The following is a 24,125-nucleotide window of genomic DNA, read 5'->3' on the forward strand; positions in this document are numbered from 1 at the left end:
CGATTGAGGGCAACCCGAGACGCGTGCCGAGCGTGCTGGCCGGCGCATGCATCGCCAGGGCCGGTGCCCATGACAGAAGGCGGGTCATGGCGACGTGTGCGCTCCATCGCGAGGGGCAGCCCAGGGGGCCAGCAGGAAGCTGAAGACCAGGCCCAGGCTTACTGCCAGGCCGAAGTTGCTCACTGCTGGCGTGCTCGACAAGGCCAGCAGGCCGAACGACAGCCAGGTGGTGAGTGCCGCCAGCAGGATACCCAGCAGACTCACGGCACCGCCGCCGATGCGCTCATGCATCAGGATCGCGTAGTCGACGCTGATCGCCGTTACCAGCAGCAGGCCGAACAGGCTGAACAGGGTCAGTGGCTGACCGAGCCAGCCGAGGCTGGCCAGGCTGCACAGGGCTGCCAGAAGTGGCAGGGCCACGATGCGCAGGGCGCCGCGAAGGCCGAAGGGCAGGGCCAGTAGCACCAGGATCAGGGCGCAGGACAGCAGCTTGAGTTCGGCGGCGCTGACCTGGGTGGCCGCGAATACCTGGTTCAGCTCACCCAGCCGGTCTATCAGTTGCACCCCGGCCAGTTCAGCGGTGTGCAGGCGCAGCAGGGCGGCATCGCCCAGGCCCTGCAAGCTGACGATGGCGGCCACGCCCGTACCGTCCTGGCCCAGCCACAACGGCCGCCAGGCTTCGCCCAGGGGGCCGGCGAGCACGTGGTCGATGGTCTGCACGGGTAGCTGCAACAATTGTGCTTGCTCGGCGACCAGGGCCGCTTCTGGCACGCCCAGGGCCACGAGCGGTTGCCAGTGCGCGCCGAGGGCTCCCAGGGCCTGGCGTGCCTGCGCTTGTTCAGCGGGGCTGGCGACGATCTGGCTGAGGCTCATGTAGCCCTTGAGCTCGCCCTGCGCCACCCATTCGTCGAGCTTGCTGGACAGCGCCTCCAAACGATCGAGCAACGCTTGCTGGTCGGCGCCGCGCACCAGATAGAACTGGCTGGTCGGCTGGTAGCCTGTGATGCGCGCCACTGCCTGGGCTTCTTCGAGCAACTGGGGTGGGCTGCCGACCCATTGACGGATATCGTTGCGGCTGTTCAGGTGCCACAGGCCGGTGGCACAGAACAGGGCTAGCAGGACCAGCAGCGCACTGCTTGGCACCCTGCGCAGCAGGCGTTCGCGCCAATCGGTGAGCGTTTCGGCGATGCGCAGTGGCCACTGCGCCGGCTGCAGCTCGACCTTCCCCAGCAGGGCAGGCAGCAGGCACACCGCGCTCAGGTAGGCGCCGACCAGGCCTGCGGCGGAGAAGGCGGCGATCTGGGTCAGTGCCGGGAAGGGCGTGAAAGCCAAGGCCAGGTAGCCGATGCAACTGGTCGCCAGGCTCAGGCTCATGCCCGGCAGGGTCAGGCGTACGGCTGGCCAACTGCGCCAAGGCGTCAGGCTCCAGCTCTTGGACAAGTAGTGCAGGGGATAATCCACCGCCACGCCGATCAGGCTGGAGCCCAGCACCAGGGTCATGACGTGCATCTGGCCGAACAGCATCACGCAGACCACCGAGCCGAACAGCATGCCCACCAGGACCGGGACAAACGCCAGCAACACCCGCCAGCGCTTGAACGCCAGCAGCAACAGCAGCAGGATGCCGAGGGTGGCGCCACCACCGACCCAGGTGATCTCGCGGCTGGCCTGTCGTTGGCCAGCGGCGGCATGCAGCAGGCCGCTGGCTGCCAGGAGATGGGCGCCCTGCTGGTCGGCCTGGGTGCGGCTGCTGGCGAGCAGGTCGGCCACCTGCAAGGGCAGGTGCATGTCGAAGGCATCGGCGTAGGTACGTGCGCGCAGCAGTACCCAATGCTTGCCCACGGCCTTGGCGATCAGGGCGCCACTGGCGGTGTCCAGCTCGACGTTGGCAGGTTTGGGCTGGCTGGCCTGGATACGCCCGGTCAGGCCCAGCCAGTCGTCTTGGCTGGACACCAGGCTGAAGCCGGCGAAGGGGTCGAACAGGTTGTGCACACGCTGCTCGACGAATGCGTCGGGATCCTTGCGCAGTTGCTGGCGATCCGTGGCCGAAAGCATGGCCAGGCGCCCTTGCAGCAGTTGTTCGCGTACGGCGGCGAGGTCGGTCTGCAGGCTCCACTGCACCTTCTCGAACAGCCCGCTGGCCTGCCATTGTCCAGCCAGACGCTCGGTCATGGCGAGCGCCTGCTGGCGGTCGGGGTGACCGACCAGCACCAGCAATTCGCGGTTCAGCGGCTCTTGCATGCGCTGTTCGGCGCGCTTGACCAGCGGGTCTTGGCTCGCGCCGGGGACCAGGGTCATCAGATCGGCCGACAGCGGTGCCCCCCGGTGCCATTGCCAGCCGACGACGGCGAGCATGACCAGCAACAAGGCCAGGAACAGGCGGGGCAACAGGCGTTCAGTCGGCAAAATCACGGCGCTCCGGGTCGTCCAGGGTGGCCGCGCCGCTGCTTTGGGGCATGCGCAGAACGGTCCTGTCGCCTTGGGTTTCGTTCAGTTCGATGCGCTCAACGAAGCGCCCACCGGTGATGTCGATATGCTTGAAGACCTGCTTGAGCAGTAGCGAACGAGGTGTCAGGCGCAGTTGCCAGTGCTGCGCGTCGCCCGACAGGCTCAGCTTGAAGTCACGTTGCAGGCCGCTGCTGTCGCCTTGCAGCACGGCGAAGAACAGGCGGTTTTGTTCGGCGGCGGCACTGCGGCTGGGCAAGGCTTGCCAGCCCTCCGGGGTACGCCGGGCGATGCCGCTGGCGTCGATACGGTAGTCCTGGCGCAGGGGCGCTTGCAGCTGCCACAGCAGGCCATGGTCGCGGGCGAGGACGAAGCGGCCTTCGCTCAGCAGCGGTTGCGGCAGGGCACGCAGGTGTTTTTCCTGGATGAATGGCCCCTTGACCACCGCCGTGTCGCCCAGGTGTTTCTGCAGATCGTCCAAGCCGAAGGCCTGGGCCGAGGTGCTGGCGGCCAGTAGGGCGAGCGTGGCGAGCAGGTGCGCGAGGCGCTTCATGACAATACCTTCTGCACCGCGTCGAGCATGACCTGCGGTGACGCCAGTTGCATTTCCCCGCTGTCGATATGCACCGCGACCTGCACCGTACTGGCGCGGGTCATGCGCTCGCCTGTGGCGGCATCGCTGATCAGGTAGTGGATCTTCAAGCGATTTTCCCACTCCACCAGGCTGGCCCGCACCTTCAGGTGCTGGCCGAAGGTGGCGCCACGGATGTAGCGCAGCTGCAGGTCGATCACCGGCCAGGCATAGCCGCTGGCCTGCATCTGCAGGTAGTTGTGCTCGAGACGATCGAGCAGTGCGCAACGGGCTATCTCCAGGTACTTGACGTAGTGGCCGTGCCAGACGATATGCATGCTGTCGACGTCGAAGAAGGGGACGACGATCTCGCTGTCGACATGGAAGACGCCGGGGCTACGCATGCAACCTCCAGTGGCGCTCGCCGATACGTTCGAGGCACAGGCGCAGGTCGCTTTCCAGGGCTCGGTCTTCGATGACCGGGGCGAAGTCTTCCAGCAGGGCCTCATGCATGCGTGCCAGGGCCGGCGGCAATGGCCGCGCAGCGGCTTGGCGGGCACGCAGCCAGACACCTTGGTTGGCTGCCAGCAGGGTCGCGGCGGCGACTTGCTCGGTCAGTTCCAATACGCGCAGGGCGTCGCGCGCGGCAATGGTGCCCATGCTCACCTTGTCCTGGTTGTGGCATTCGGTGGAGCGGGAGAAGACGCTGGCCGGCATGGTCTGCTTGAGGGCTTCGGCCGTCCAGGCGCTGGCGCCGATCTGCACGGCCTTGAAACCGTGGTTGATCATCGCCCGGTCGGCTTCGGCGCCGGAGAGGTTGCTCGGCAGGCCGTGGTTGTAGCGCACGTCTACCAGCAGCGCGAGCTGGCGGTCGAGCAGGTCGGCGACATTGGCGACCAGGGTCTTCAGGCTGTCCATGGCGAAGGCGATATGGCCGCCATAGAAGTGCCCGCCGTGCAGCACACGCTCGGCTTCGCCATCGATGATCGGATTGTCGTTGGCGCTGTTCAACTCGGTCTCGATGAAGTCTCGCAGCCAGCCCAGGCTATCGGCCAACACCCCTAGTACATGGGGAGCGCAGCGCAGCGAGTAACGGTCTTGCAAGCGGTGCAGCGGCGGCAGCGGGGCGTCGAGGGCGAGATCCTGGCGTAGCCAGGCGGCGACCTGGGCCTGGCCAGGGTGCGGTTTGGCGGCGAACAGGCGCTCGTCGAAGTGCTCGGGGTTGCCCTGCAGACCTATGACGTTGAGTGCGGTGATGCGCGTGGCCAGGTGCAGCAGGTAGTCGGCGCGGGCATAGGCCAGGCAGGCCAGGCCCGTCATCACCGCGGTGCCGTTCATCAGTGCCAGGGCTTCCTTGGGCCGCAGCACCAGCGGTTGCCAGCCCAATTCACGGTGTACGTCCGCGCTGCTACGGCGCTCGCCCTGGTAGAGCACCTCGCGTTCGCCGGACAGTGCGGCGGCGACGTACGACAGCGGGGTCAGGTCGCCGCTGGCGCCCACCGAGCCCTCTTCCGGGATCAGCGGCAGGATGTCGTGTTCGAGAAACGCCCGCAGGCGCTCCAGCAATGCCAGGCGCACGCCCGACACGCCATGACTGAGCGAGCGTAGGCGGGCGGCGAGCACCGCGCGAGTGGCGATGGGGCCGAGCAGCTTGCCCAGGCCACAGCCATGGAAGGTGTACAGGTGTCGGGGCAGCGCTTCCACGTGCTCCAGCGGTACGGCCACCACGCAAGAGTCGCCATAGCCGGTGGTCACGCCATAGATCACCCCTTCCTTGTCGAGCAAGGTGTCGAGAAAGCGTGCGCCGCGGTCGATGCGCTCGCGATAGGCAGGGTCGTCCTGCAGGCGCGCCGGGGCCCGGCGCTCGGCCAGGGCCAGGACATCCTCGATCGCGAGCGGCGACTCGCCGAAGGTTACAGGCTCATGCGGATGCATCGTCATCGGTCTTCCAGAAGGGGTAGAAATTGAACCATTGCAGGGGGGCCTGGCAGCAGTAATGGCCGAGACGATCGGCGTAGCGCACGGCCCATTCGGCGATCACCTGCTCGCGTTGGCCACGCCGCCAGTGCAGGCGCTCGACGAACGGTTCGAGGACGACCCGGTAGCGGCCCTCGTGCTTGAGACAGAACAGCAAGTTGAGCGGGCAGCCCAGCAGCCCGGCCAGTAACCACGGGCCCTGCGGAAAGGCGGCCGGATGGCCGAGGAAGTCCACCTCGACCGTGCGCGTGCCGTGCAGCGGGATGCGGTCACCGGCGATGGCCAACCACTCGCCGCGTTCCAGGCGTTCGGACAACTGCAGCATCACTGCCGGATCCAGCTCGCTGACCTGGATCAGCCGCAGGTTGCTGGCCCCGGCCTCGCCCAGCAGGCGGTTGAAGCGCTCGGCATGGCGAGTGTGGACCAGTACGTTCATGGTGACCTGTTCGCCGATCTCGGCCAGGGCGCGGCACACCTCGAGGTTACCCAGGTGTGCGCCCACCAGCAGTTGGCCGCGTTCGCCACGCAGTCGCTGGCGCAGTTGGGCCGGGTCCTCGATCTCGATGTCTTCCAGGCGCAGCCTGCCGTTCCACACGTCGAGCTTGTCCAGCAGGGCCTCGGCGAATGCCATGAATTGACGGAACACCCGCCATTGGCTGGGAGCCGGTACCTGCCCGCCGCTCCACTGGTTGAGCCGCTGCTGGTATTGCCAGGCGCTGCGCCGGGCGCGACGGCCGAACAGGAAGAAATAGGCGACAACCACATGGATCAGCGGGCTGAGCATGCGGCGGCCAAGCAAGCGCAGCAAGGTCGCGGTCAGCTTCATCAACCAGAAGCTGCCGCGCTCCTGCTGCTCGGCCCAGTGCTGTGGTTGCCCGCTCATGCGCGATACCTGCGCCAGAGGATCAGCGGCGCGCGTAGGAGCATGCCGAAGAACAGCTTGGCATGCATCTTCGAGATCAGCGCGTTGTCGTGGAACAGGCGAAAGTGCGACAGGCCGTCCTGCGGGTAGTGGACCCGTGTCGGCAGCCAGCGCATTGGCTGGTTACGCCATGACAGGCGCACCAGGATCTCCGGGTCGAAGTCCATGCGCCGGCCGAGGTTGACGCTGTCGATCAAGGCCAGTGTCACGGGCAATGGGTAGATACGCAAACCACACATGGCGTCGGGGATGCGCAGCGACAGGCTGTTGATCCACACCCACACGTGGGTGAGGTAGCGGGCGTACAGGCGGCCCTTGGGTACGCTGGCATCGTATTGTGGATAACCGCACACCAGCGCTTGTGGATAAGCCTGCGACTGTTCCAGGAAGCGGCTGACGTCGGCCAGGTCATGCTGCCCATCGGCGTCCACCTGCAAGGCATGGCTGAAGCCCAGGCGTGCGGCTTCGCGCAGGCCGGCCATGACGGCGCCGCCCTTGCCTTGGTTGACCGGCAGGTTGACCAGGTGCACATCGTCTTGCTTGGCCAGTTGCCGCAGTACCTGGGCACAGGGCGCATGGCTGGCGTCGTCGACCAGCACGCAAGGCAGGCCGGCGCGTAGCAGGTTGTCGACCACCGACGGCACCGCTTGCTCATGGTTGTACACCGGGATCACAGCGCAGGCCCTATGCACGGGAAGCCTCCAGCAGAATGCGGCCACTGGAGCAGGCTTGCCCGGCGCAGCTGTAGGCGAAGTACAGCTTGCCGCGCTCGGTATCGAAGCGCAGGGTCAGTGCCAACTCGTCGCCAGGGCGGACCAGTTGCTGGAACTTGAGCACCTCCATGCCGACGAAGCGGCCATCGATGCCGAGTAGTTCGCGGGCCTGGGCGATAGCCCAGTCGATCTGCACCACTCCCGGTAGCACCGGTGCCTGCGGGAAGTGCCCGGTGAAGCAGGCCAAATCCATGGGTACGGCAAGGCGCAGGTGCCATGTGTCACCTTCCTGGCGCTGTTCCAGGCATTCTGCGGCCATGCTGCGAGGGGCCTGCAAAAGGGCCTGGAGTTGAGCCTGTGGGAGTTTGCCCTGGGCATTGAGGGGCAACTGCCGGAGCAGGCGCCAGCGGCGTGGCAGCGCCAGGGCCTCGCAATGGGCGGCCAGGTGTTGGCGCAAGCCTTCCACCAGGGTGCGGCGACCTTGGTTGCGCAGGGTATGCAGGCCGTTGGCAGAGAGCACCAGGAGCGCCCCAAGGTAGGCGCGACCTTCCTCGATCATGCCCAGGCGCGCCTCGGCAACCCAGGCGTGAGTGCACAGCGCCTGTTCGAGCATGGGCAGGGAGATGCGCTTTTCTTCCAGCTTGACGATGCGATCCAGGCGACCGAGCAGGCGAAAGCGGCCGTCGCTGGTGAACTCGACGGCGTCGGCGCTCTGCTCGACATGCCCAGCAGGCAGGTATGGTGATGCGATGCGCAAGGCGCCCTGTTCATCCTGGCTCAAGCGCACGTCGGCGAACGGTTGCCACAGGGCTTCACCTTGCCGCCAGGCGATACCGCCGGTTTCGGAGCTGCCGAGAATTTCCGTTGGCCATTGGCCCAGGCGCTGGTGCAAGCGCTCGGCGGCATCGGCAGGCAATTCGCCACCGGAGGAAAAGACCTTGCGTACCAGGCTCAGGGCCGGCCAGTCGAGGTTGTCACCCATGCGCTTGAGCAGGGCGGGGCTGGCCACCCAGGCGAACGCCGGGTGCTCGCGGCTGGCGCGCTGCAGGTCTTCGGGGAAGGGCAGTTGGCGCCTGTCGAAACCGCGCCCGGCACAGAGCGGCCATAACACGCGAAACAGCAGGCCATAGATGTGCTGGGTGGCGACGCTACCGATGATCCAGGCGTCGCCCAGGGCCCCGCCCCAGAGCTGTTCCAGGGCCGTTACCTCGTTGGCCAGTTGGCGCAGTCGCTTGTCGATGCGCTTGGGTTCGCCACTGGAGCCGGAGGTGCACAGGCTGATGCGGCACTGATCCAGGTCGAGGTCCGCCGGTGGCAATGGGGCGGCCTGCAGGGCCTCTGGGGCCAGGTCACCTGGCTGGTCGCTGAGCCAGAGATCGACGTGGGCGTTCCAGCGTTCGCGGGTGCCCGGTTGCAGGTCGGCGGGCAACAATACCTCGACCCCGGCACGCCAGGCGCCGAGCAGGGCGACAGCCAGCTGTGCGGCATCCTCCAGATGCACTGCCAGGCGCTGCACACCACGTTGGCGCAGGCCGCCGGCCAGGCAAAGGGCCTGTTGGCACAGGGCGGCGTGGTCCAGGGCCGGGGCCTGGGTCACCTGGCGTGGCGCATCCAGCGGGCGCAGCAGGTGCTCAAGGTCGATCCAGTTCATGGGCGTCCTCGCACGCGTTGTCTTATCAGCCATTCGACGGCGAACAGCAGGCCCATGGCGGCATACGCGACCAGGCCATTGTAGAGGGTCCACCAGCTCAGCGGCCCCCACAGGGCGAGGGCGGTGGCGATCAGGCCATTGGCCAGGAAGAACAGGCACCAGACCTGGGTCACACGGCGCGTGTAGCGCACCGCGTGCGGGGGGAGCTGCGGGTCGCGCAGGCGCGCCAGGCGTTCGATGACCGGCAGGCCGCGCAGCAGGCTGGCGCCGAACAGGGCGAGCATGAATGTGCTGATCAGCACCGGATACCAGCGCAAGAGATGCGGGCTGTCGGAAAGGCCCAGCAGGGCACAGAAGGCCAGGGCCGCCACTGCCATCCCGAGGCTGCCGGGGCGGTGTGGCGCGCTCAGGGCGCGGGCCAGCCACAAGGCACCGAGCAGCAGGCCGAACTGCCACGGGGCGAAGTGCGTCATGCCGAAATGCACTGCAAAGGGATACAGCACACCGGCCGCCAGCAAGCCGAGGCCGATCAGGCGCTTCATGCCGGAGGGTTGACCAGGCGGAACACCGCTTCGACCACATCGTTGACGGTGCGTACCGACTTGAAGTCGTCGGCGGTGATTTTCTTGCCGGTCTGGCGCTTGATGTGGTCGATCAGGTCGACGGCGTCGATGCTGTCGATCTCCAGGTCCTGGTACAGGTTGGCGTCCAGGCTGATGCGAGACGGTTCCAGTTCGAACAGTTCTACCAGGGCGTCGCGCAGGATGTTGAAGATGTCTTCGCGGGTTTGCATGGGGCGGTCTCAGGCGGCCTTACGGGCAGTGACGAACGCGGCCAGGGCGGCAACGTTGCTGAAATGGTTGCGGGTGTCCTTGGCGTCGGCATCGATCTTGATGCCATAGCGCTTCTGGATCGCCAGGCCGAGTTCCAGCGCATCCACCGAGTCCAGACCCAGGCCTTCGCCGAAGAGGGTCTGCTGGTCGTCGATGTCCTGCACGCTGATATCCTCCAGGCCCAGGGCGTCGATGATCAGTTGCTTGAGGTCACGGTGCAGGTCTTGCTGTGGATCGCTCATCGGCGGCGAGCTCCTTGATGTAGTACTGGTGCAGGTAGTCGTTGAGTTTGCGCGATGCTTGGGGCGCGGGTCCCTGGACGGCGAAGGCCTGGGGGTCGATATCGCTGCCGACCTTGAGGGTGAAATGGACGCGGCGGCTGGGAATGCGGTACCAGGGTTCGTTCTTGGTCAGGGTGGTGGGGCTGACCTCGATGGTCACCGGGGTGATGATCTTCGCACCCCGTAGAGCGATGGCGGCGGCGCCGCGATGAAAGGTTGGCGTTTGGCCGGGTGGTGTGCGCGTGCCTTCGGGAAAGATGATCAGCGGCTGGCCGTGGCGCAGGGATTGCACGGCGGTGTCGAGCATGTCCAGGCTGCCGTCATTGCCGATGTACTGGGCTTCGCTCACCGGGCCGCGGGTGAAGGGGTTCTCGAACAGGCTGTGCTTGACCACGCAGTTGGCTTGGCGCACAAGGCCGATGAGAAACACGACATCGATCAGCGACGGGTGGTTGGCGACGATCATCTGGCCGGGACGCCCCAAACGTTCGGCGCCGTCTATCTCATAGGTCAGCACGCCCGCAGCGTGCATGAAACGGATGAAGCGCCAGAACAACCAGCCAATGGTACGACGGGCGCGCTGACGGTGGCGCGTTGCACTACCGGGCAGGCAGGCGAGCAGCGGGAACACCAGCAACCGCAGGCACAGGCCGCCCAGCCCGAACAGAAAGAAGCTCGCGGCCGTCGCCAGCAGGCGCCAGTAGTAGGCATCGCGTGGCCGTCTCACGGCTGCCGTTGCCAGTTCCATGTACGACGCTTCCATGTATGAGTGAAGGAGCCCGTGCCGTTGAGCGAGGCACGAAGCCAGTTCAGGGCATGGGGCAGTTCCGTGGCCTCGGGGGCCGGTGTCTGGCCCTGGGCCAGTTGCCAATGCGTACCAGGCGTGAGCAGCAGACCCAGGGCATAGGCGAAGGGCACGTCGTCTATCCATGGCCTGTAAGCCTCCGGCGGCAGCTCCTCGGTAACGATCAACAGCACCGCCGGGGCCCCCTCGGCCAGCAGCGCGGAGGCCTCCAGCACACCGTGCTCGAAGCCATCGCCGGCCGCGGCCAGGGCGGTCATCTCGCTGGTTTCGCCGCGCAGGATCGACCATAGGCCAATCACTGCGTTGTGCACCGACAGGCTGAACTGGGTCGGCGACAGCGGCTGGCGCTCGGCCAGCTCGCTGAGAATCGAGAATGTCCGAGGGGTTTCACCATGGCGCGAGACGAACACCAGCGGCAATGTTTCGTGCCCTTCGGCCAATGGCCAGCCAACTGCGAACGCCATGCGCGCCAGGCGGCTGAGCCGGCGGCGTTGCATGGCGGGCAAGAACGACACGTCAGGTGCCGGCCCGTCGCTGTGCGGGGCCTGGTGACCGAGCGCCCACGCCTGCCAGTCGGCAGGCGTCTGCAAGCCCGGAGCCCAGGCGCGCCATTGGCTGATATCGAAGGTGATCACGGTGCTTTCTACTTCCCGCCCTGCGGGAATTCCTTGCCGAGGGAATGACTCGGAACAACGACCTGACAGGGTTGGCGCATTCGCCGAGTGGCGCGCATTATCCCGGTGCCGGAGTCATGGATCAATGCATATGGTTTCAATCAGACATTGCCTTCAGTCGTACGTGGCATCGTCTGATGAGTTGTGTGCGCTTTTTCCGATAATCGGTCTGACTGAGGTTGTCGGTCAGGCCAGGGGCAACTTGAATGAAGAATGCTGGCCATTGCCGTTGTGCCGCCACATACTCGGGCATTCGTTGATACACGGAGGTCTTCCATGCGGCGCGTGGTGTTCAATCAGAAAGGTGGCGTGGGCAAGTCGAGCATCGCCTGCAACCTGGCGGCGGTCAGCGCCAGCGAAGGCTACCGGACCCTGCTGATCGACCTGGATGCCCAGGCCAACTCGACCCAGTACCTCACCGGGCTGACCGGCGAGGACATCCCCATGGGCATCGCCGACTTCTTCAAGCAGAGCCTGTCCAGCGGGCCGTTCGCCAAGAAGAACCGGGTCGATATCTACGAAACGCCGTTCGACAACCTGCACGTGGTCACGGCGACCCCGGAGCTGGCCGACCTGCAGCCCAAGCTCGAGGCCAAGCACAAGATCAACAAGCTGCGCAAACTGCTCGACGAGCTGGACGACGACTACGAGCGGATCTACATCGATACGCCGCCAGCCTTGAACTTCTATGCGGTTTCTGCACTGATCGCCGCCGATCGCGTGCTCATCCCCTTCGATTGCGACAGTTTCTCGCGCCAGGCGCTGTACGGCCTGCTGGCCGAGATCGAGGAACTCAAGGACGACCACAACGAAGACTTGCTGGTCGAGGGCATCGTGGTCAACCAGTTCCAGTCGCGGGCCAGCCTGCCCCAGCAGATGCTCGACGAGCTGCTGGCCGAAGGCCTGCCGGTGTTGCCGGTATACCTGGGCAGCTCGGTGAAGATGCGCGAGTCCCACCATGCCAGCCTGCCGTTGATCCACCTGGAGCCGCGGCACAAGCTGACCCAGCAGTTCGTGGAGTTGCATGACTTGCTTGAGCGGCTCGAGTGAACAGGGCGTCGCTTGCGGCAAACGTAGATATCCATTGGGATCTCCCAAAAAGGGAGAACTGCTTGGATGCGCGTCATTGCCAAAAGTACCTTGGTGAAGTTCTGGGAATTACCGGGGCACGAGGACGCCAAGGCACCGTTGGAGAGCTGGCACGATATGGTGCTCAAGGCCATCTGGCGAACGCCTCGGGATGTAAAGAGTCAGATTGGTAATGCCAGCATATGTGGCAACAACCGCGTGGTCTTCAACATCGGAGGCAATAAATACCGGCTTGTGGTCGAGATGCAGTATCGAGCCGGTATAGCCTGGGTCAAGTTCGTCGGTACGCATAAGCGCTATGACGAGATAGACATGGAGACGATCAGTGAATATTAAGCCGATCCGCAATGATGACGATCTTCGAGCAGCATTCCAGCGGCTTGAAAGCATTTTCCAGGCTGAGGCTGGTACGCCTGAGGCTGACGAAATGGAAGTGCTTGTGACACTGATTGAAGTCTATGAAAACAAGCACTATCCAATTCACCCTGCCGATCCGATCGCGGCAATCAAGTTCTGCATGGATCAGCAAGGCCTGACTCCGCGAGACCTAGAGCGCTACATAGGTCCGAGCGGGCGTGTATCCGAGGTCTTGAACGGAAAGCGCGGATTGAGCCTTTCCATGATCAAGCGGCTTCATGATGGCCTTCGTATACCCTATGAGTCCCTACTGGCCGGTGCTTGATATATGACTAGTGGCCTGTGTGGTGAACTCGAGTACAGGCCACTAGACCCCCTGGCCGCGCAACCACTCCAGCAGTGACTGGAGTGGAAAAGCGCCGGCCTGGCGTGCCACTTCGCGGCCGTTCTTGAACAGGATCAAGCTGGGGATCGAGCGAATGCCCAGTTGCCCGGCCAGGTTGCGGTTGGCTTCGCTGTCGAGCTTGGCCAGGCGGCAGCGGCCACCGAGCTGGCGCGCGGCCTGCTCGAATGTCGGGGCGAAGGATTTGCACGGGCCGCACCAGTCGGCCCAGACGTCCAGCAGCAGTGGCAGGTCGCCCTTGATCTGGCTGGCGTAGCTGCGCTCGGTGAGGTCGAAGGGCTTGTTCAGCAGCACATCCTGCTTGCAGCGGCCGCACCTGGGGTTGTCGCCCAGGCGGGCGGCGGACAGGCGGTTGAGGCCGTTGCAGTGGGGGCAGGGGATCAGTAGCGGGTCGGACATGGGAGCTCCTTATCGGTACGAGGTGGACTTTCAGCCGTCGTCTTGGGGGCGCTTTGCGCCCCATCGCCGGCAAGGCAGCCCTGCTATGACGAACAACTGATCTCCAGATGCTTGCCCCACTCCGGCGGCCGCTCGGCATAGGCCTGCATCCCGGGCTGTTCCTCGAACGGTTTGCACAATACCTGGTGCAACCGCCGCACTTCACTGTAGTCGCCCGCCTCGGCGGCCTCGATGGCCTTCTGCGCCAGGTAGTTGCGCAGCACGTACAGCGGGTTGACGGTATGCATGCGCTCGCGTCGCCCTTCGGCGTGGGCGGCCTCGCGCTGGCAGCGGGTCAGGTAGTCCTTGCCCCAGGCATCGAAGCCGGCCAGGTCGACGAAGTCGTCGCGTACCACCTTCAGGGCCTCGGCCACGGGCTGTTCGCCGAGCCGGCGGAAGAACAGGTTGTAGTCCACGCCGCCGCTCTGCATGCGCTGCAGCAGGCGCTCGACCAGCGCCATGTCATCGTCCTCGGCGCTGGTGAAGCCCAGGCGTCGGCGCATCAGGTCCAGATAATGGGCCTGGTACAGTGGCAGGAACAGCCCCAGCGCCTCTTTGAGCGGTTCTACTTCGATCACCGTGGTCAGCGCCTGGGCCAGGGCGCTGAGGTTCCAGTGGGCGATCGGTACCTGGTTGGCGTAGCTGTAGCGGCCCCGGTCGTCGGAGTGGTTGCAGATGAAGTTGGCGTCGAAGTCGTCGAGGAACGCGTAGGGGCCGAAGTCGAAGGTGATGCCGAGGATCGACATGTTGTCGGTGTTCATCACCCCATGGCAGAAGCCGTAGGCCTGCCAGCGGGCGATCAGCTCGGCATTGCGTTCGACGATGGTGCGGAACATGGCCAGGTAGGGCTGCTCGGCTTCGCGGCACTCGGGGTAGTGCTGCTCCAGGACATGGTCGATGAGCAGGCGCTGCTGCTCGGGCTGACGGGTGTAGTAGAAGTACTCGAAATGGCCGAAGCGCACGTGACTCTGGGCCAGGCGCAGGAGCATGGCGGCGCTTTCGCGGGTCTCGCGCCACACGGGCGTGCTCGAGCCGACTACGCACAGCGCCCGGCTGGTGGGGATGCCGAGGGCCTGCAGGGCCTCGGAAGCGAGGAACTCGCGGATCGACGAGCGCAGTACGGCGCGGCCGTCACCCATACGTGAATACGGGGTCTGGCCGGCGCCCTTGAGGTGCAGGTCCCAGTGCTCGCCGGCCTCGTTGACCACCTCGCCCAGCAACAGGCCTCGGCCGTCCCCCAGGCGCGGGTTGTAGGAGCCGAACTGGTGTCCGGAGTAGACCATCGCCCGAGGGTCGGCTTCTTCCCACAGCTTGTGGCCGCTGAACAGCTCGGCGAACACTGGCAGCTCGGCCTGGGCCGGGTCGAGGTCGAGCAGGGCCATGGCCGACTCGCTCGCCACCACCAGGCGTGGCTCGGCGATCGGCTCGGGCAAAACCTGGGTGGAGAAGGCATCGCCCAGGCGGGCGAAGCGGTTGTCGAACGTCAGTTGATCGAGGGCTTTCACGGGCCGGCTCCTGGAAAATCGCGAGCGAGGGCGCGGCCCTCGCGAGGATACGGGACAGGATAAAGTATTCGAGTGCACTCAGGCCGGCGCAGTGCCATCCGATTTTGGTTGTTCCACAGGGATCAACTGTTGCTTGCCGTCCCTGGGGTCCATGAGGAACACCTCGACCTGGCGCACCGAGATCTTGATGCCGTGGGCCTTGAACTCGCGGTCGATGTAGCGGTTGATCTCGTCCAGCGTCGGGTTACGGTCGCCCAGGTCGCGCACATGCATGCGCAGCTCGTGGTCCAGCGAGCTTTCGCCGAAGTTGAGGAAGTACACGATCGGCTCCGGGTCCTTAAGCACCCGCGGGTTCTCGTGGGCGCCCTTGAGCAGCAGCTCGCGCACCAGCTCCAGGTCCGAGCCGTAGTCGATGCCCAGCTTCAACGTCACCCGGGTGACCGTGTCGGTCAGCGACCAGTTGATCAGTTGGCCGGTGATGAAGGTCTTGTTGGGGACGATGATGTCCTTGCGGTCGAAGTCGGTGATGGTGGTGGCGCGGATGCGGATCTTGCTCACCGTGCCGGACAGGTTGCCGATGGTGATGGTGTCGCCGATGCGCACCGGGCGCTCGAACAGGATCATGATGCCGGAGATGAAGTTGGCGAAAATCTCCTGCATGCCGAAGCCCAGGCCCACCGATAGCGCGGCCACCAGCCATTGCAGCTTGTCCCAACTGACCCCGAGGGTCGACAGGGTGCTGACGAAGCCGACCCCGGCGATCACGTAGGACAGCAGCGTGGTGGTGGCATAGGCGCTGCCCTGGGCCAGGTTCAGGCGCGACAGCACCAGCACTTCCAGCAGTCCAGGCAGGTTGCCGGCCAGGGCGAAGGTGATGCCGACGATCAACAGTGCGCCGAGCAGGTCGCCGAGGCTGATCGGCACCATGCTGGCGGCGGCGCCGGTGCCGCTGCTGTACTCGTACAGGGTGACGTTGTTGAGGTACGAGAAGACCGTGATCAGGTCCGACCAGACCCAGTACAGGCCGCCGATGAAGCCGCCGAGCAGGGCCAGGCGGATCAGGCGCAGGGACTGCTGGTTGACCTGCTCGATGTCCAGGGCCGGTTCCTCGGTGATCACTTCGCCATCCAGGCCTTCCTTGGCCGCCTGGCGCTTGCTCAGGGCGCGCTGGTAGGCCAGGCGTCGCGCTGCCACGGAAAGGCCACGGACGAAGGCGGCCTCGATCACCAGCCAGAACAGCAGCAGGTAGAGGGTGTAGATCAGCCGGTCCGTGAGCTTGAGGGCGGTGTAGTAGTAGCCGAAGCACACCGCCACGAACAGGGCGATCGGCAGGGCGGTGAAGGCCACCCCAACTGCCTTGCGGAACAGCGAGGTGTCACGGTGTGCCGGGCTGCTCAGCAGCAGGCGGCTGAGCAGCCAGGCCATCAGCGCATAGCAGGTGAGCACCACGCCGATGCCGAGGACATCGTCGGCCAGGGCCGAGGGCTGGTGTTCGGCCACTGCCACCACGCCGACCAGCGCCAGCACCACGGTGCCCAGGCGGCGCACCCAGCCACGGAGGAACTCGACCTGCGGCTTGTGCCAGCGGAAGTGGATCTCGGCCACGCCACCGGGGGCGAGGATGCGGTAGGCGGTGTAGAACACCAACCAGGCCTGGGCGATCTGCCAGAGTGCGGCGCCGAGGTTGGCGTTCTGCCCGCGGGCATCGATCTGCAAGGCGTAGCTGCCCAGGGTGAGGGCCAGGCTGACCGGCAGGGCCAGGAGGACGTTGATCAGGATCGCCTGGGGCGTGTGCCACTGGCTGTCGCGCTTGAAGTGGCCGATGTCCTGGTGAACCTTGCCCAGGCGCTGGTACAGGTACTTGCGACGCCACAGCAGGGCGCCGATCACCAGCAGCAGGGGCAGGAACAGCAGTGGTTGCTGGACCAGGCCATCGGTCAGTTCCTTGATGCCTGAGCCCCAAGGCAGGCTGATCACCTGCTCGGCGAGCCGTTGCGGCACGTAGCGCAGCCACTCCCAGTCCAGCGGCTTGTTGCTGGGGATCCAGAACATCTGCTCTTCCAGGGTGGTGCGCAGGTTCTGGGCGGTGCTGAGCAACTGCTTCTGGTTCAGTTGCAGGGTGATGGACTCGTTGAGCAGTGCCGAGAGCTCGCGGTTCAGGCGCTCGAGCAGGTCGCTGCGAGTGAGCGCCACTTCCAGCAGGGCCTTGCGCAGCTGGGGCGTGACGTTTTCCTGGGGCTGGTTGGCCAGCAGCCGGTCGACGTAGGTGGACGGGCTGCTCATCTGTTCGCGCTGCTGGTTGACCTCGAACTGGTACAGGCGGATGTCGGCGATCTGGTCAGCCAGGTCGCGGTCGACTGTCAGGTGTGGCAGGGCTTGTTTCTGCTTGTAGAGGATCTTCGACAGCAGCAGGCTGCCCTTGAGCACGTTGATCTGCTCGTCCAGGGCTTGGTCGGCCTGGGTCAGGGTGTCGAGCTGCTGCTTGGTCCGCAGGTTCTGCTGGGTCAGTTCGTTGAGGCGGTCGGTGCTCTTGAGCAGGTAGTCGGAGAGCTTGAGGTTGGCTGAGCTCTCGTTGGCCAGCAGGGTGCTGCCACCCGCTTTCTGCGCCTCGATCGACTGCTGGGTGACGGTTTGCTGGGACTGGGCCAGGCGCTTGTCGTTGATCAGCGTCTGCAGCTCCTGGATCTCCTGCTCCAGTCGCGTGGCACGCTCGATCAGCAGGTCGTGGCGGGCATTGCCCAGGTCCTGCAGCAAGCTGTTGCCGGCCAGTTCCTGGCGGCGCAGCTGGGTCAGGGCGGTGATCGAGGCCAGCTCGGCATTGAGCTGGTTGCGCTGATCGGTGGACAGCGGCTTGCCGTTGTCCTTGCCGGACTTGAGGCTGTTGTTGATCTGCTGGGCACGGGTCTGGTTGTTGCTGATCTCGGCCTGGGCCCGCTCGGGACGGGTCTGGGAGTTGATGATCAGGCTGTTGGCCTCGGACAGCGCCTTCTGCAGCTCACCCTGCTGGGTGCTGCGCTCGTTGAGCATCTGCTCCAGCTGCGGCACGGTGAGGTTGGCGTAGCGCTGGGCCACCGGCACGCTCTTGCTGTCCTTGAGCTTGGCCAGCTCGCGCTGGCTTTCACGGGTCTGTTCCGGGGCATCGGCCAACTGCTGCTTGAGCGCGGCGAGTTTCTTTTCGCTGTCTTCCTTGCTGACGAGCAGGGCCAGGGTCTGCTCGAGCACTTGTTGCAGAGCCTTCTGCTCGGCTTCGGGCAGCTTGCGCTCGGCGATCTTGTCGAGGCTGTTCTGGATGTTGGCGGTGGTCGGGGCCTCGGCCGCCGTGGCGGCGAACGAGAGGGACAGGCACAGCCCGAGCAGGGCTGCGCGAATGTACACGCGCAGGGACATAGGCAGAATTCTTGCGAAACGGGGCAGATCGGAGTTTAGAGGAACAACCCGGGGCCGGGTCGAGTACCTTCCGGGAATTTGACGCCCACCTTGAGGATCTTGTTCCCTTCCATCAGCGCGACGGTCCACAACGTGCTGTGCCATTCGATCTGATCGCCTACTACTGGAGCGCCTCCGACCTTTTGTCGGATGAACTGCGCCAACGACATTTTCGCGTCCAGGCCGTCCAGTTTCAGGCCATAAAGTGCCGCCACCGCGCCCAGCTCGGCATCCCCTTCGAGGACGAAGTCGCCGAAGAAGCGCAGGTCCAGGCCACGCTGCGGCGGCTGGCTGAACAGTTTGCCCAGGGCTGGCAGGTCGTGCTCATGGCCGATCACGCAGAGCATGTCGTTGGCTTCCAGTACCGTGCTGCCCGAAGGGTGCAGCAGTTGCTCGCCGCGAAACAGCGCGGCGATACGGGTGCCTTCGGGCATCTTCAGTTCGCGCAGGGCGGCGCCGATGCACCACTTCTCGGCGCCCAGGCGATAGACGAACAGCTCCCACTCGCTGGTGATGTGCACTTCCAGTGCGGAACGGGAGATCGGCGCGGGGTTGGGCGGTACCGTGACCTTCAGCAGCTTGGCCATCCACGGCAGGCTGGTGCCCTGCACCAGCAGCGATACCAGGACGATGAAGAAGGCCAGGTTGAAGAACAGCTGGGCATCCGGCAGGCCGGCCATCAGCGGGAACACGGCCAGGATGATCGGCACCGCGCCGCGCAGGCCGACCCAGGAGATGAACGCCTTCTCGCGGCCGTGGAACGCCTTGAACGGCAACAGGCTGGCGACCACCGACAGCGGCCGGGCGAAGAGGATCATCCACAGCGCCAGGCCCAGGGCCGGCACGGCGATGGGCAGCAGGTCGTGGGGCGTGACCAGCAGGCCGAGCACCAGGAACATGCCGATCTGCGCGAGCCAGGCCATGCCGTCGAGCATGTGCAGGATGCCATGACGGCTGCGGATCGGCCGGTTGCCCAGCACCAGGCCGCACAAGTACACGGCGAGGAAGCCGCTGCCGTGCAGGGCGTTGGTCAGGGAGAACACCACCAGACCGCCAGCGACTACCAGGATCGGGTACAGGCCGCTGGCCAGGTTGATGCGGTTGACCAGTTGCAGCACCAGCCAGCCACCGCCCAGGCCGAGCAGGCCGCCGATGCCGAATTCGCGGACCAGATGGCCGAGCAGGCCCCAGTCCAGGCCTGTCTGGCCGCTGGCGATCATGTCGATCAGGGTGACGGTGAGGAACACCGCCATCGGGTCGTTGCTGCCCGACTCGATCTCCAGCGTGGCCATGACCCGTTCGTTCAGACCCTTGCCACCGAGCAGGGAGAACACCGCCGCAGCGTCGGTGGAGCCGACGATGGCGCCAATCAGCAAGCCCTGGATCAGGTTGAGGTCGAACAGCCAGGCCGCGACCATGCCGGTCAGCCCGGTGGTGATCAGCACGCCCACGGTGGCCAGCGACAACGCCGGCCACAGGGCCACGCGAAAACTGGCCACTCGCGTGCGCAGGCCGCCGTCGAGGAGGATCACGGCCAGGGCCAGGTTACCCACCAGGTAGGCGGTCGGGTAGTTGTTGAAGATGATGCCGCCACCATCGACGCCCGCGACCATGCCGACGGCGAGGATGATGACCAGGATAGGAATGCCCAGGCGGGACGAGAGCGAGCTGACCAGGATACTTGCGCCCACCAGCAATGCGCCGATCAGAAACAGGCTATTGATGGTGCTCGCATCCAAAGGCAGTACTCCGGGGAAAAGCGAAGGGAGGGGCGACTTGCGCGCGCACAGGCTGTGTGCCAAGCGATTCTAACCTGATGCCGCAGCGGGCTGTAAAGCGTTACCGCACGGCTATCCGAGACTTAGGGTTCAGTGGGGCTCTTTAATAACGAAGCGAAGGTCGAGCGCCATGAGTACCCACGATGAACCGACACTGGAGATGATTGCCAAGCGCTACCTGGGGCAGTTTCCTGATCTGCAAGGGCTGGCCCGCCAGGCCGCCGGCCATGTACTGAGGCGACAATTGGGCTATTGGCTCGATCCCGACAAGATCTATTGGCATGGCTTCGATACTGCAATCGGCAGCCGGCGCAGTTATACCGGTTGGCAGCACCTTGGGCGGCCGCGCAGGTCCTTGACCCTTACGGAGCTGGTGATACAGCGTTTTAGTCCACAGCAGCAGGACAATGCCGATCTGCTGGCGACCTACGGTGGCTTTTATCGCGTGGACGGCAGCCATGCGTGCTATGACGAGCGCAATGAGCTGCGCCTGGCACCGCAGGCGGTGCTCGAGATGTTCTGGGCAATGGATTTCGCCCAGGTGTACGCGCGTCGGCTGGTGCGTTTCCAGACGCAGCGTGGCGAAGACTTCTGCGTATTGGCGCGGGCGCGCTTTCTAGCCGCGGTCGCTCGGGCATCGCTCGAAGCGCAGGAGCGCAAGCAAGTGCTTGCCGCTGCCTTGGGCAAAGCGCAAACCCCCCTCACGCTCGAGGCCCTGCGGGCGCCTCGCGAGCAGGGGGCAGCTCGGGGTTTCGGTATGTTGATGGTCGATGGGATCCCGGCGCGTACCCTGCTGCACCTTGTGCTGGATACGGGCAGGCACTGCCTGTATGCGGCGGACGACCAGGGCGCGCTGATGATGTTCAAGGGGCTTCGGGGTCTTGAAGACTGGATGCGGGGACTCGTCGGTACGATGCAAGGTCGCGAGCGCTTCATGGCGTATTTTCTCGGCGAGGATGCGCACGCCCGGTCGATGCGTCCGCAGTTGGAGAAAATCTGTGAGCGGTTACACGCCTCGCCCTCCACGGTCCGTATTGAAAACCAGCAAGTGCCCGGCGATGTATTCGTGCGCCTGCGCGACCAGGCCATGGATGAACTGGCGAGCAACGCCCACGAGCGCCTGACCACCAATGCCCAGTTGCGCAAGGCCAATTGGTTGTCAGGGTTGCACACCGCGACCCTCGTCATCGCGCCCATGGCCCCGCTGGGGTGGCCTGTTGCGCTGACAGCGCTTGGCGTCGGCATGGGCAGCCTGGCTTTGCATCTGGACCAAGCGATCGCTGGCAAGACGGCGTGGCGCGCAGCCGCCTGGTGGGCTGTGTTGCTGGATGTGCTGTACATCATCCTGGATTCCCTGATGATCCGCTCAGGCGCGTTGTTCAGTGAGGCGCCGCTGCCGCGACAGGTAGCGCCAGAAATAACCACGCCCACGGATTCGTGGTGGGGCCGCTATATGCGTCCGGCGGCGGATGAACTCCTGCAACTCTCGGATCAGGCGCTGGTACGTCAACGCGGGCTGCTGGGGCAGGTGCCGTGGTGCGATGGGCAGTCGGTCGACGCGGTGGGGCGGTACCTGGATAGCTTTGGCGAGCCCTATGCGGTGTACCAGGATGGGCTTGGCTTTGGCTCACGGGCCATTCGTGAATACACCCACGCGCCGAACCGCTACAACAACCTGTGGCGTGGCCTGCCTCTGGAGGATGATCTTGCTGCGAATATCAGGCGTAGCCATGACCTTGCTGAAGCCTTGGAGTACATCGGTGCCAATGGCCAGGTACGGCTGTATCGAGCCGTATCGGCCTGTCGAGGGACCGGCATGGCGGCCTGGCATGAAGGGCGGTTGGGGGTGGGCGATGTGCTGGTCACGACAGACTTCACCTCGTTCACCGAAAACCCTTATGTCCTCTGGGAGACATTCAACGATCCGGCGGCGCAGGTGAGTGGCAGGGGGGTATTCGACGAAACCGCTGTCGTGTATGTGCTGGAACCGGGGGAATTGGCACATGCGGTACCCGTGGCGCCTTTTTCCGATTTGCAGCACGAGGCCGAATCGCTGGTGATGCCGGGGAGGTATCTGAGGGTCGAGGAGGTGAAGGCGGTGGAGGGGGAAAACTACCGTTTCATGCAGGTACGCCTCAGGGCCTTGGACAAGCCGGCACCTGGCGCTGCTGTGCATGACCTGTACAACGGTGAGCTATTCGACCGGGAGGTATTGGCGCAGCGCCTTGGGGGTGGCGACGACTCTTTGATGCGCCGGTTCTTTGCGCTGGCTTCGTGAGTCTGACGATCCGCAGGGCTTGCGAATCAGGGCTGCCATGCCGCCCATCGCTGGCAAGCCAGCTCGACTCTTGGGTTGCTTAGAACTTTTCAAAAGCCATTGAGTCGCCCCCAGGTTCACCGCAACGTTCAGGAACGGCGGCGAACCCTGTGGGGTCGGCTTGCCGGCGATGGGCCGCGCAGCGGCCCCGCGGGGTCAGCCCTGCTTCACTTCACGCATCGGCTTGCCCTTGACCGGCGCATCACCCGCCACATAGTACTTGGCGGTGCTGCGTGGCAGTGGCTGGCGGCCACGGATCCGGTCGGCGATCTTCTCGGCGATCATGATCGTGGTGGCGTTGAGGTTGCCGGTGATGATGATCGGCATGATCGACGCATCGACCACCCGCAGGCCCTGCATGCCATGCACGCGGCCCTGGCCATCGACCACCGCCATGTCGTCGTCGCCCATCTTGCACGAGCAGGACGGGTGGAAGGCGGTTTCGGCGTGGGTGCGGATGAACTCGTCCAGTTGCTCGTCGGTCTGCACGTGCTCGCCCGGGCTGATCTCGCGGCCGCGGTACGGGTCCAGCGCCGGCTGGTTCATGATCTCGCGGGTCAGGCGGATGCCGTCGCGGAACTCCTGCCAGTCCTGCTCGGTGGCCATGTAGTTGAACAGGATGCTGGGGTGCTGGCGCGGATCCTTCGACTTGACCTGGACGCGGCCACGGCTCGGCGAGCGCATCGAGCCCATGTGCGCCTGGAAACCGTGCTCCTTCACGCCGTTGGAGCCGTTGTAGTTGATGGCCACCGGCAGGAAGTGGTACTGGATGTTCGGCCATTCGAACTCGGGACGGGTGCGGATGAACCCGCCGGCCTCGAACTGGTTGCTGGCGCCGATACCGGTGCCGTTGAACAGCCACTCGGCACCGATGGCCGGCTGGTTCCACCACAGCAGCGACGGGTACAGCGAGACCGGCTGGGTGCAGGCCCACTGCATGTACAGCTCCAGGTGGTCTTGCAGGTTCTCGCCGACGCCCGGCAGGTCATGCACCACCGGGATGTCCAGGCTTTCCAGCAGGGCGCGCGGGCCGACGCCGGAGCGCTGCAGCAGCTGCGGCGACGCGATGGCCCCGGAACTGACGATGACTTCCTTGCGTGCACGGGCTTGCACGCGCTCCTCGCTGTCGCCGACCAGGTAGGTCACGCCGATGGCACGCTTGCCGTCGAACAGCACGCGGTCGCTCAGGGCGTGGGTGACGATGGTCAGGTTGGGGCGCTTCCTGGCCTGGTCCAGGTAGCCACGGGCGGTGCTGGCGCGGCGGCCTTTCGGGGTCACGGTGCGGTCCATCGGACCGAAACCTTCCTGCTGGTAGCCGTTGAGGTCTTCGGTACGTGGGTAGCCCGCCTGTACGCCGGCCTCGACCATGGCGTGGAACAGCGGGTTGTTGCCGGCCTTGGGCGTGGTCACGCTGACCGGGCCGTCGCCGCCATGGTAATCGTTGGGGCCGATGTCACGGGTTTCGGCCTTGCGGAAGTACGGCAGGCAGTCCAGGTAGCTCCAGTCTTCCAGGCCTGGCAGCTTGGCCCAGCCGTCGAAGTCCAGGGCGTTGCCGCGGATGTAGCACATGCCGTTGATCAGCGACGAGCCACCCAGGCCTTTGCCGCGGCCGCACTCCATGCGGCGGTTGTTCATGTGTGGCTCCGGGTCGGTCTCGTAGGCCCAGTTGTAGCGGCGTCCCTGCAGCGGGAAGGCCAGGGCGGCCGGCATCTGGGTGCGGAAGTCGAGGCGGTAGTCCGGGCCGCCGGCTTCGAGCAGCAGGACGCTGACGTTGGCGTCTTCGGTCAGGCGGGTGGCCAGCACGTTACCGGCAGAGCCGGCGCCGACGATGATGTAATCGTATTCCATGGGGTTCTCCCATTTGAGCGGCAGGCTTCAAGCGACAAGTAAGGGTAGTCGTGCGAAGCGTGCGAATGGTTGAGGCCTGCAAGGGCCGGTGG

At 65.2% G+C, this 24,125-nt stretch carries 21 protein-coding genes; 4 read left to right on the plus strand and 17 right to left on the minus strand.

Annotation, left to right across the window (positions count from 1 at the left end):
• Positions 1-84: 84 nt before the first annotated feature.
• From ABFA30_RS02140 to ABFA30_RS02195, 12 genes are read right to left on the minus strand one after another with little or no spacing between them, the layout of a single operon-like run.
• Entirely contained in the window at positions 85-2,406 is a 2,322-nt protein-coding gene (locus ABFA30_RS02140; protein ID WP_410046023.1) for an MMPL family transporter, read from the minus strand.
• Positions 2,396-2,998, minus strand: coding sequence for an outer membrane lipoprotein carrier protein LolA (locus ABFA30_RS02145; protein ID WP_410045108.1), 603 nt, complete (start codon positions 2,996-2,998; stop codon positions 2,396-2,398). Before ABFA30_RS02145 ends, ABFA30_RS02140 begins: the two co-directional genes overlap by 11 nt.
• Positions 2,995-3,420 (minus strand): acyl-CoA thioesterase, encoded by a 426-nt coding sequence (locus ABFA30_RS02150; RefSeq protein WP_225787514.1) that lies wholly within the window; start codon positions 3,418-3,420, stop codon positions 2,995-2,997. The genes ABFA30_RS02145 and ABFA30_RS02150 overlap by 4 nt, the downstream gene beginning before the upstream one ends.
• On the minus strand, positions 3,413-4,957 hold the full coding sequence (hutH, locus tag ABFA30_RS02155) for a histidine ammonia-lyase (RefSeq protein WP_410045109.1): 1,545 nt from the start codon (positions 4,955-4,957) through the stop codon (positions 3,413-3,415). Before hutH ends, ABFA30_RS02150 begins: the two co-directional genes overlap by 8 nt.
• Positions 4,938-5,876 (minus strand): glycosyl transferase, encoded by a 939-nt coding sequence (locus tag ABFA30_RS02160; RefSeq protein WP_410045110.1) that lies wholly within the window; start codon positions 5,874-5,876, stop codon positions 4,938-4,940. The genes hutH and ABFA30_RS02160 overlap by 20 nt, the downstream gene beginning before the upstream one ends.
• Entirely contained in the window at positions 5,873-6,607 is a 735-nt protein-coding gene (locus ABFA30_RS02165) for a glycosyltransferase family 2 protein (protein ID WP_225787511.1), read from the minus strand. The genes ABFA30_RS02160 and ABFA30_RS02165 overlap by 4 nt, the downstream gene beginning before the upstream one ends.
• On the minus strand, positions 6,600-8,279 hold the full coding sequence (locus tag ABFA30_RS02170) for an AMP-binding protein (protein ID WP_410045111.1): 1,680 nt from the start codon (positions 8,277-8,279) through the stop codon (positions 6,600-6,602). The genes ABFA30_RS02165 and ABFA30_RS02170 overlap by 8 nt, the downstream gene beginning before the upstream one ends.
• A complete protein-coding gene (locus ABFA30_RS02175; protein ID WP_410045112.1) occupies positions 8,276-8,821 on the minus strand; it encodes a hypothetical protein in 546 nt (181 codons plus the stop codon). The genes ABFA30_RS02170 and ABFA30_RS02175 overlap by 4 nt, the downstream gene beginning before the upstream one ends.
• Positions 8,818-9,072: an acyl carrier protein gene (locus ABFA30_RS02180; RefSeq protein WP_225787508.1), complete on the minus strand. Its 255-nt coding sequence runs from the start codon at positions 9,070-9,072 to the stop codon at positions 8,818-8,820. The genes ABFA30_RS02175 and ABFA30_RS02180 overlap by 4 nt, the downstream gene beginning before the upstream one ends.
• 9 nt (positions 9,073-9,081) lie before the next feature.
• Entirely contained in the window at positions 9,082-9,354 is a 273-nt protein-coding gene (locus ABFA30_RS02185) for a phosphopantetheine-binding protein (RefSeq protein ID WP_225787507.1), read from the minus strand.
• Positions 9,323-10,141, minus strand: a complete 819-nt coding sequence (locus ABFA30_RS02190; protein ID WP_225787506.1) for a lysophospholipid acyltransferase family protein — start codon at positions 10,139-10,141, stop codon at positions 9,323-9,325. Before ABFA30_RS02190 ends, ABFA30_RS02185 begins: the two co-directional genes overlap by 32 nt.
• Positions 10,117-10,833, minus strand: a complete 717-nt coding sequence (locus ABFA30_RS02195) for a beta-ketoacyl synthase chain length factor (protein WP_368815410.1) — start codon at positions 10,831-10,833, stop codon at positions 10,117-10,119. Before ABFA30_RS02195 ends, ABFA30_RS02190 begins: the two co-directional genes overlap by 25 nt.
• Positions 10,834-11,148: 315 nt before the next feature.
• On the opposite strand from ABFA30_RS02195, the gene ABFA30_RS02200 reads away from it, so the two are divergent.
• The 3 genes from ABFA30_RS02200 (at position 11,149) to ABFA30_RS02210 (ending at position 12,643) form a co-directional block, all read left to right on the plus strand.
• Complete coding sequence (locus tag ABFA30_RS02200; protein ID WP_225787504.1) at positions 11,149-11,922, plus strand: ParA family protein; 774 nt, start codon at positions 11,149-11,151, stop codon at positions 11,920-11,922.
• Positions 11,923-11,988: 66 nt separating this feature from the next.
• Complete coding sequence (locus tag ABFA30_RS02205; RefSeq protein ID WP_410045113.1) at positions 11,989-12,297, plus strand: type II toxin-antitoxin system HigB family toxin; 309 nt, start codon at positions 11,989-11,991, stop codon at positions 12,295-12,297.
• Positions 12,287-12,643 (plus strand): type II toxin-antitoxin system HigA family antitoxin, encoded by a 357-nt coding sequence (locus ABFA30_RS02210; RefSeq protein ID WP_368815412.1) that lies wholly within the window; start codon positions 12,287-12,289, stop codon positions 12,641-12,643. Before ABFA30_RS02205 ends, ABFA30_RS02210 begins: the two co-directional genes overlap by 11 nt.
• Before the next feature lie 42 nt (positions 12,644-12,685).
• Here the strand turns inward: ABFA30_RS02210 and trxC are convergent, their stop codons facing one another.
• From trxC to ABFA30_RS02230, 4 genes are all read right to left on the minus strand, one after another.
• Positions 12,686-13,120 (minus strand): thioredoxin TrxC, encoded by a 435-nt coding sequence (trxC, locus tag ABFA30_RS02215; protein WP_368815413.1) that lies wholly within the window; start codon positions 13,118-13,120, stop codon positions 12,686-12,688.
• 83 nt (positions 13,121-13,203) lie between these two features.
• The gene (gene selO, locus ABFA30_RS02220) at positions 13,204-14,664 is read right to left on the minus strand and encodes a protein adenylyltransferase SelO (RefSeq protein ID WP_410045114.1); all 1,461 of its coding nucleotides are present in this window, start codon (positions 14,662-14,664) and stop codon (positions 13,204-13,206) included.
• A gap of 78 nt (positions 14,665-14,742) precedes the next feature.
• The gene (gene mscK, locus ABFA30_RS02225; protein WP_253079868.1) at positions 14,743-18,051 is read right to left on the minus strand and encodes a mechanosensitive channel MscK; all 3,309 of its coding nucleotides are present in this window, start codon (positions 18,049-18,051) and stop codon (positions 14,743-14,745) included.
• Positions 18,052-18,086: 35 nt separating this feature from the next.
• The gene (locus ABFA30_RS02230) at positions 18,087-19,829 is read right to left on the minus strand and encodes a potassium/proton antiporter (RefSeq protein ID WP_225787500.1); all 1,743 of its coding nucleotides are present in this window, start codon (positions 19,827-19,829) and stop codon (positions 18,087-18,089) included.
• 169 nt (positions 19,830-19,998) lie between these two features.
• Between ABFA30_RS02230 and ABFA30_RS02235 the strand changes: the two genes are divergently transcribed.
• Positions 19,999-22,146: a dermonecrotic toxin domain-containing protein gene (locus ABFA30_RS02235; protein WP_368815415.1), complete on the plus strand. Its 2,148-nt coding sequence runs from the start codon at positions 19,999-20,001 to the stop codon at positions 22,144-22,146.
• 195 nt (positions 22,147-22,341) lie between these two features.
• Here the strand turns inward: ABFA30_RS02235 and betA are convergent, their stop codons facing one another.
• Positions 22,342-24,033 carry a choline dehydrogenase gene (gene betA, locus ABFA30_RS02240; protein WP_225787498.1) on the minus strand — a complete coding sequence of 564 codons (1,692 nt, stop codon included), beginning with the start codon at positions 24,031-24,033 and terminating at the stop codon, positions 22,342-22,344.
• Positions 24,034-24,125 lie beyond the last annotated feature (92 nt).

It is taken from the genome of Pseudomonas sp. HLMP (assembly GCF_046365545.1).
GTDB classification, from domain to species: domain Bacteria; phylum Pseudomonadota; class Gammaproteobacteria; order Pseudomonadales; family Pseudomonadaceae; genus Aquipseudomonas; species Aquipseudomonas guariconensis_B.

What these genes read in the sequence shown, in the direction of transcription:
- ABFA30_RS02145 (WP_410045108.1), bottom strand. Translation starts at nt 2,998, where the DNA reads ATGAAGCGCCTCGCGCACCTGCTCGCCACGCTCGCCCTACTGGCCGCC.
- ABFA30_RS02150 (WP_225787514.1), bottom strand. Translation starts at nt 3,420, where the DNA reads ATGCGTAGCCCCGGCGTCTTCCATGTCGACAGCGAGATCGTCGTCCCC.
- hutH (WP_410045109.1), bottom strand. Translation starts at nt 4,957, where the DNA reads ATGACGATGCATCCGCATGAGCCTGTAACCTTCGGCGAGTCGCCGCTC.
- ABFA30_RS02160 (WP_410045110.1), bottom strand. Translation starts at nt 5,876, where the DNA reads ATGAGCGGGCAACCACAGCACTGGGCCGAGCAGCAGGAGCGCGGCAGC.
- ABFA30_RS02170 (WP_410045111.1), bottom strand. Translation starts at nt 8,279, where the DNA reads ATGAACTGGATCGACCTTGAGCACCTGCTGCGCCCGCTGGATGCGCCA.
- ABFA30_RS02175 (WP_410045112.1), bottom strand. Translation starts at nt 8,821, where the DNA reads ATGAAGCGCCTGATCGGCCTCGGCTTGCTGGCGGCCGGTGTGCTGTAT.
- ABFA30_RS02180 (WP_225787508.1), bottom strand. Translation starts at nt 9,072, where the DNA reads ATGCAAACCCGCGAAGACATCTTCAACATCCTGCGCGACGCCCTGGTA.
- ABFA30_RS02185 (WP_225787507.1), bottom strand. Translation starts at nt 9,354, where the DNA reads ATGAGCGATCCACAGCAAGACCTGCACCGTGACCTCAAGCAACTGATC.
- ABFA30_RS02190 (WP_225787506.1), bottom strand. Translation starts at nt 10,141, where the DNA reads ATGGAACTGGCAACGGCAGCCGTGAGACGGCCACGCGATGCCTACTAC.
- ABFA30_RS02200 (WP_225787504.1), top strand. Translation starts at nt 11,149, where the DNA reads ATGCGGCGCGTGGTGTTCAATCAGAAAGGTGGCGTGGGCAAGTCGAGC.
- ABFA30_RS02205 (WP_410045113.1), top strand. Translation starts at nt 11,989, where the DNA reads ATGCGCGTCATTGCCAAAAGTACCTTGGTGAAGTTCTGGGAATTACCG.
- trxC (WP_368815413.1), bottom strand. Translation starts at nt 13,120, where the DNA reads ATGTCCGACCCGCTACTGATCCCCTGCCCCCACTGCAACGGCCTCAAC.
- mscK (WP_253079868.1), bottom strand. Translation starts at nt 18,051, where the DNA reads ATGTCCCTGCGCGTGTACATTCGCGCAGCCCTGCTCGGGCTGTGCCTG.
- ABFA30_RS02235 (WP_368815415.1), top strand. Translation starts at nt 19,999, where the DNA reads ATGAGTACCCACGATGAACCGACACTGGAGATGATTGCCAAGCGCTAC.
- betA (WP_225787498.1), bottom strand. Translation starts at nt 24,033, where the DNA reads ATGGAATACGATTACATCATCGTCGGCGCCGGCTCTGCCGGTAACGTG.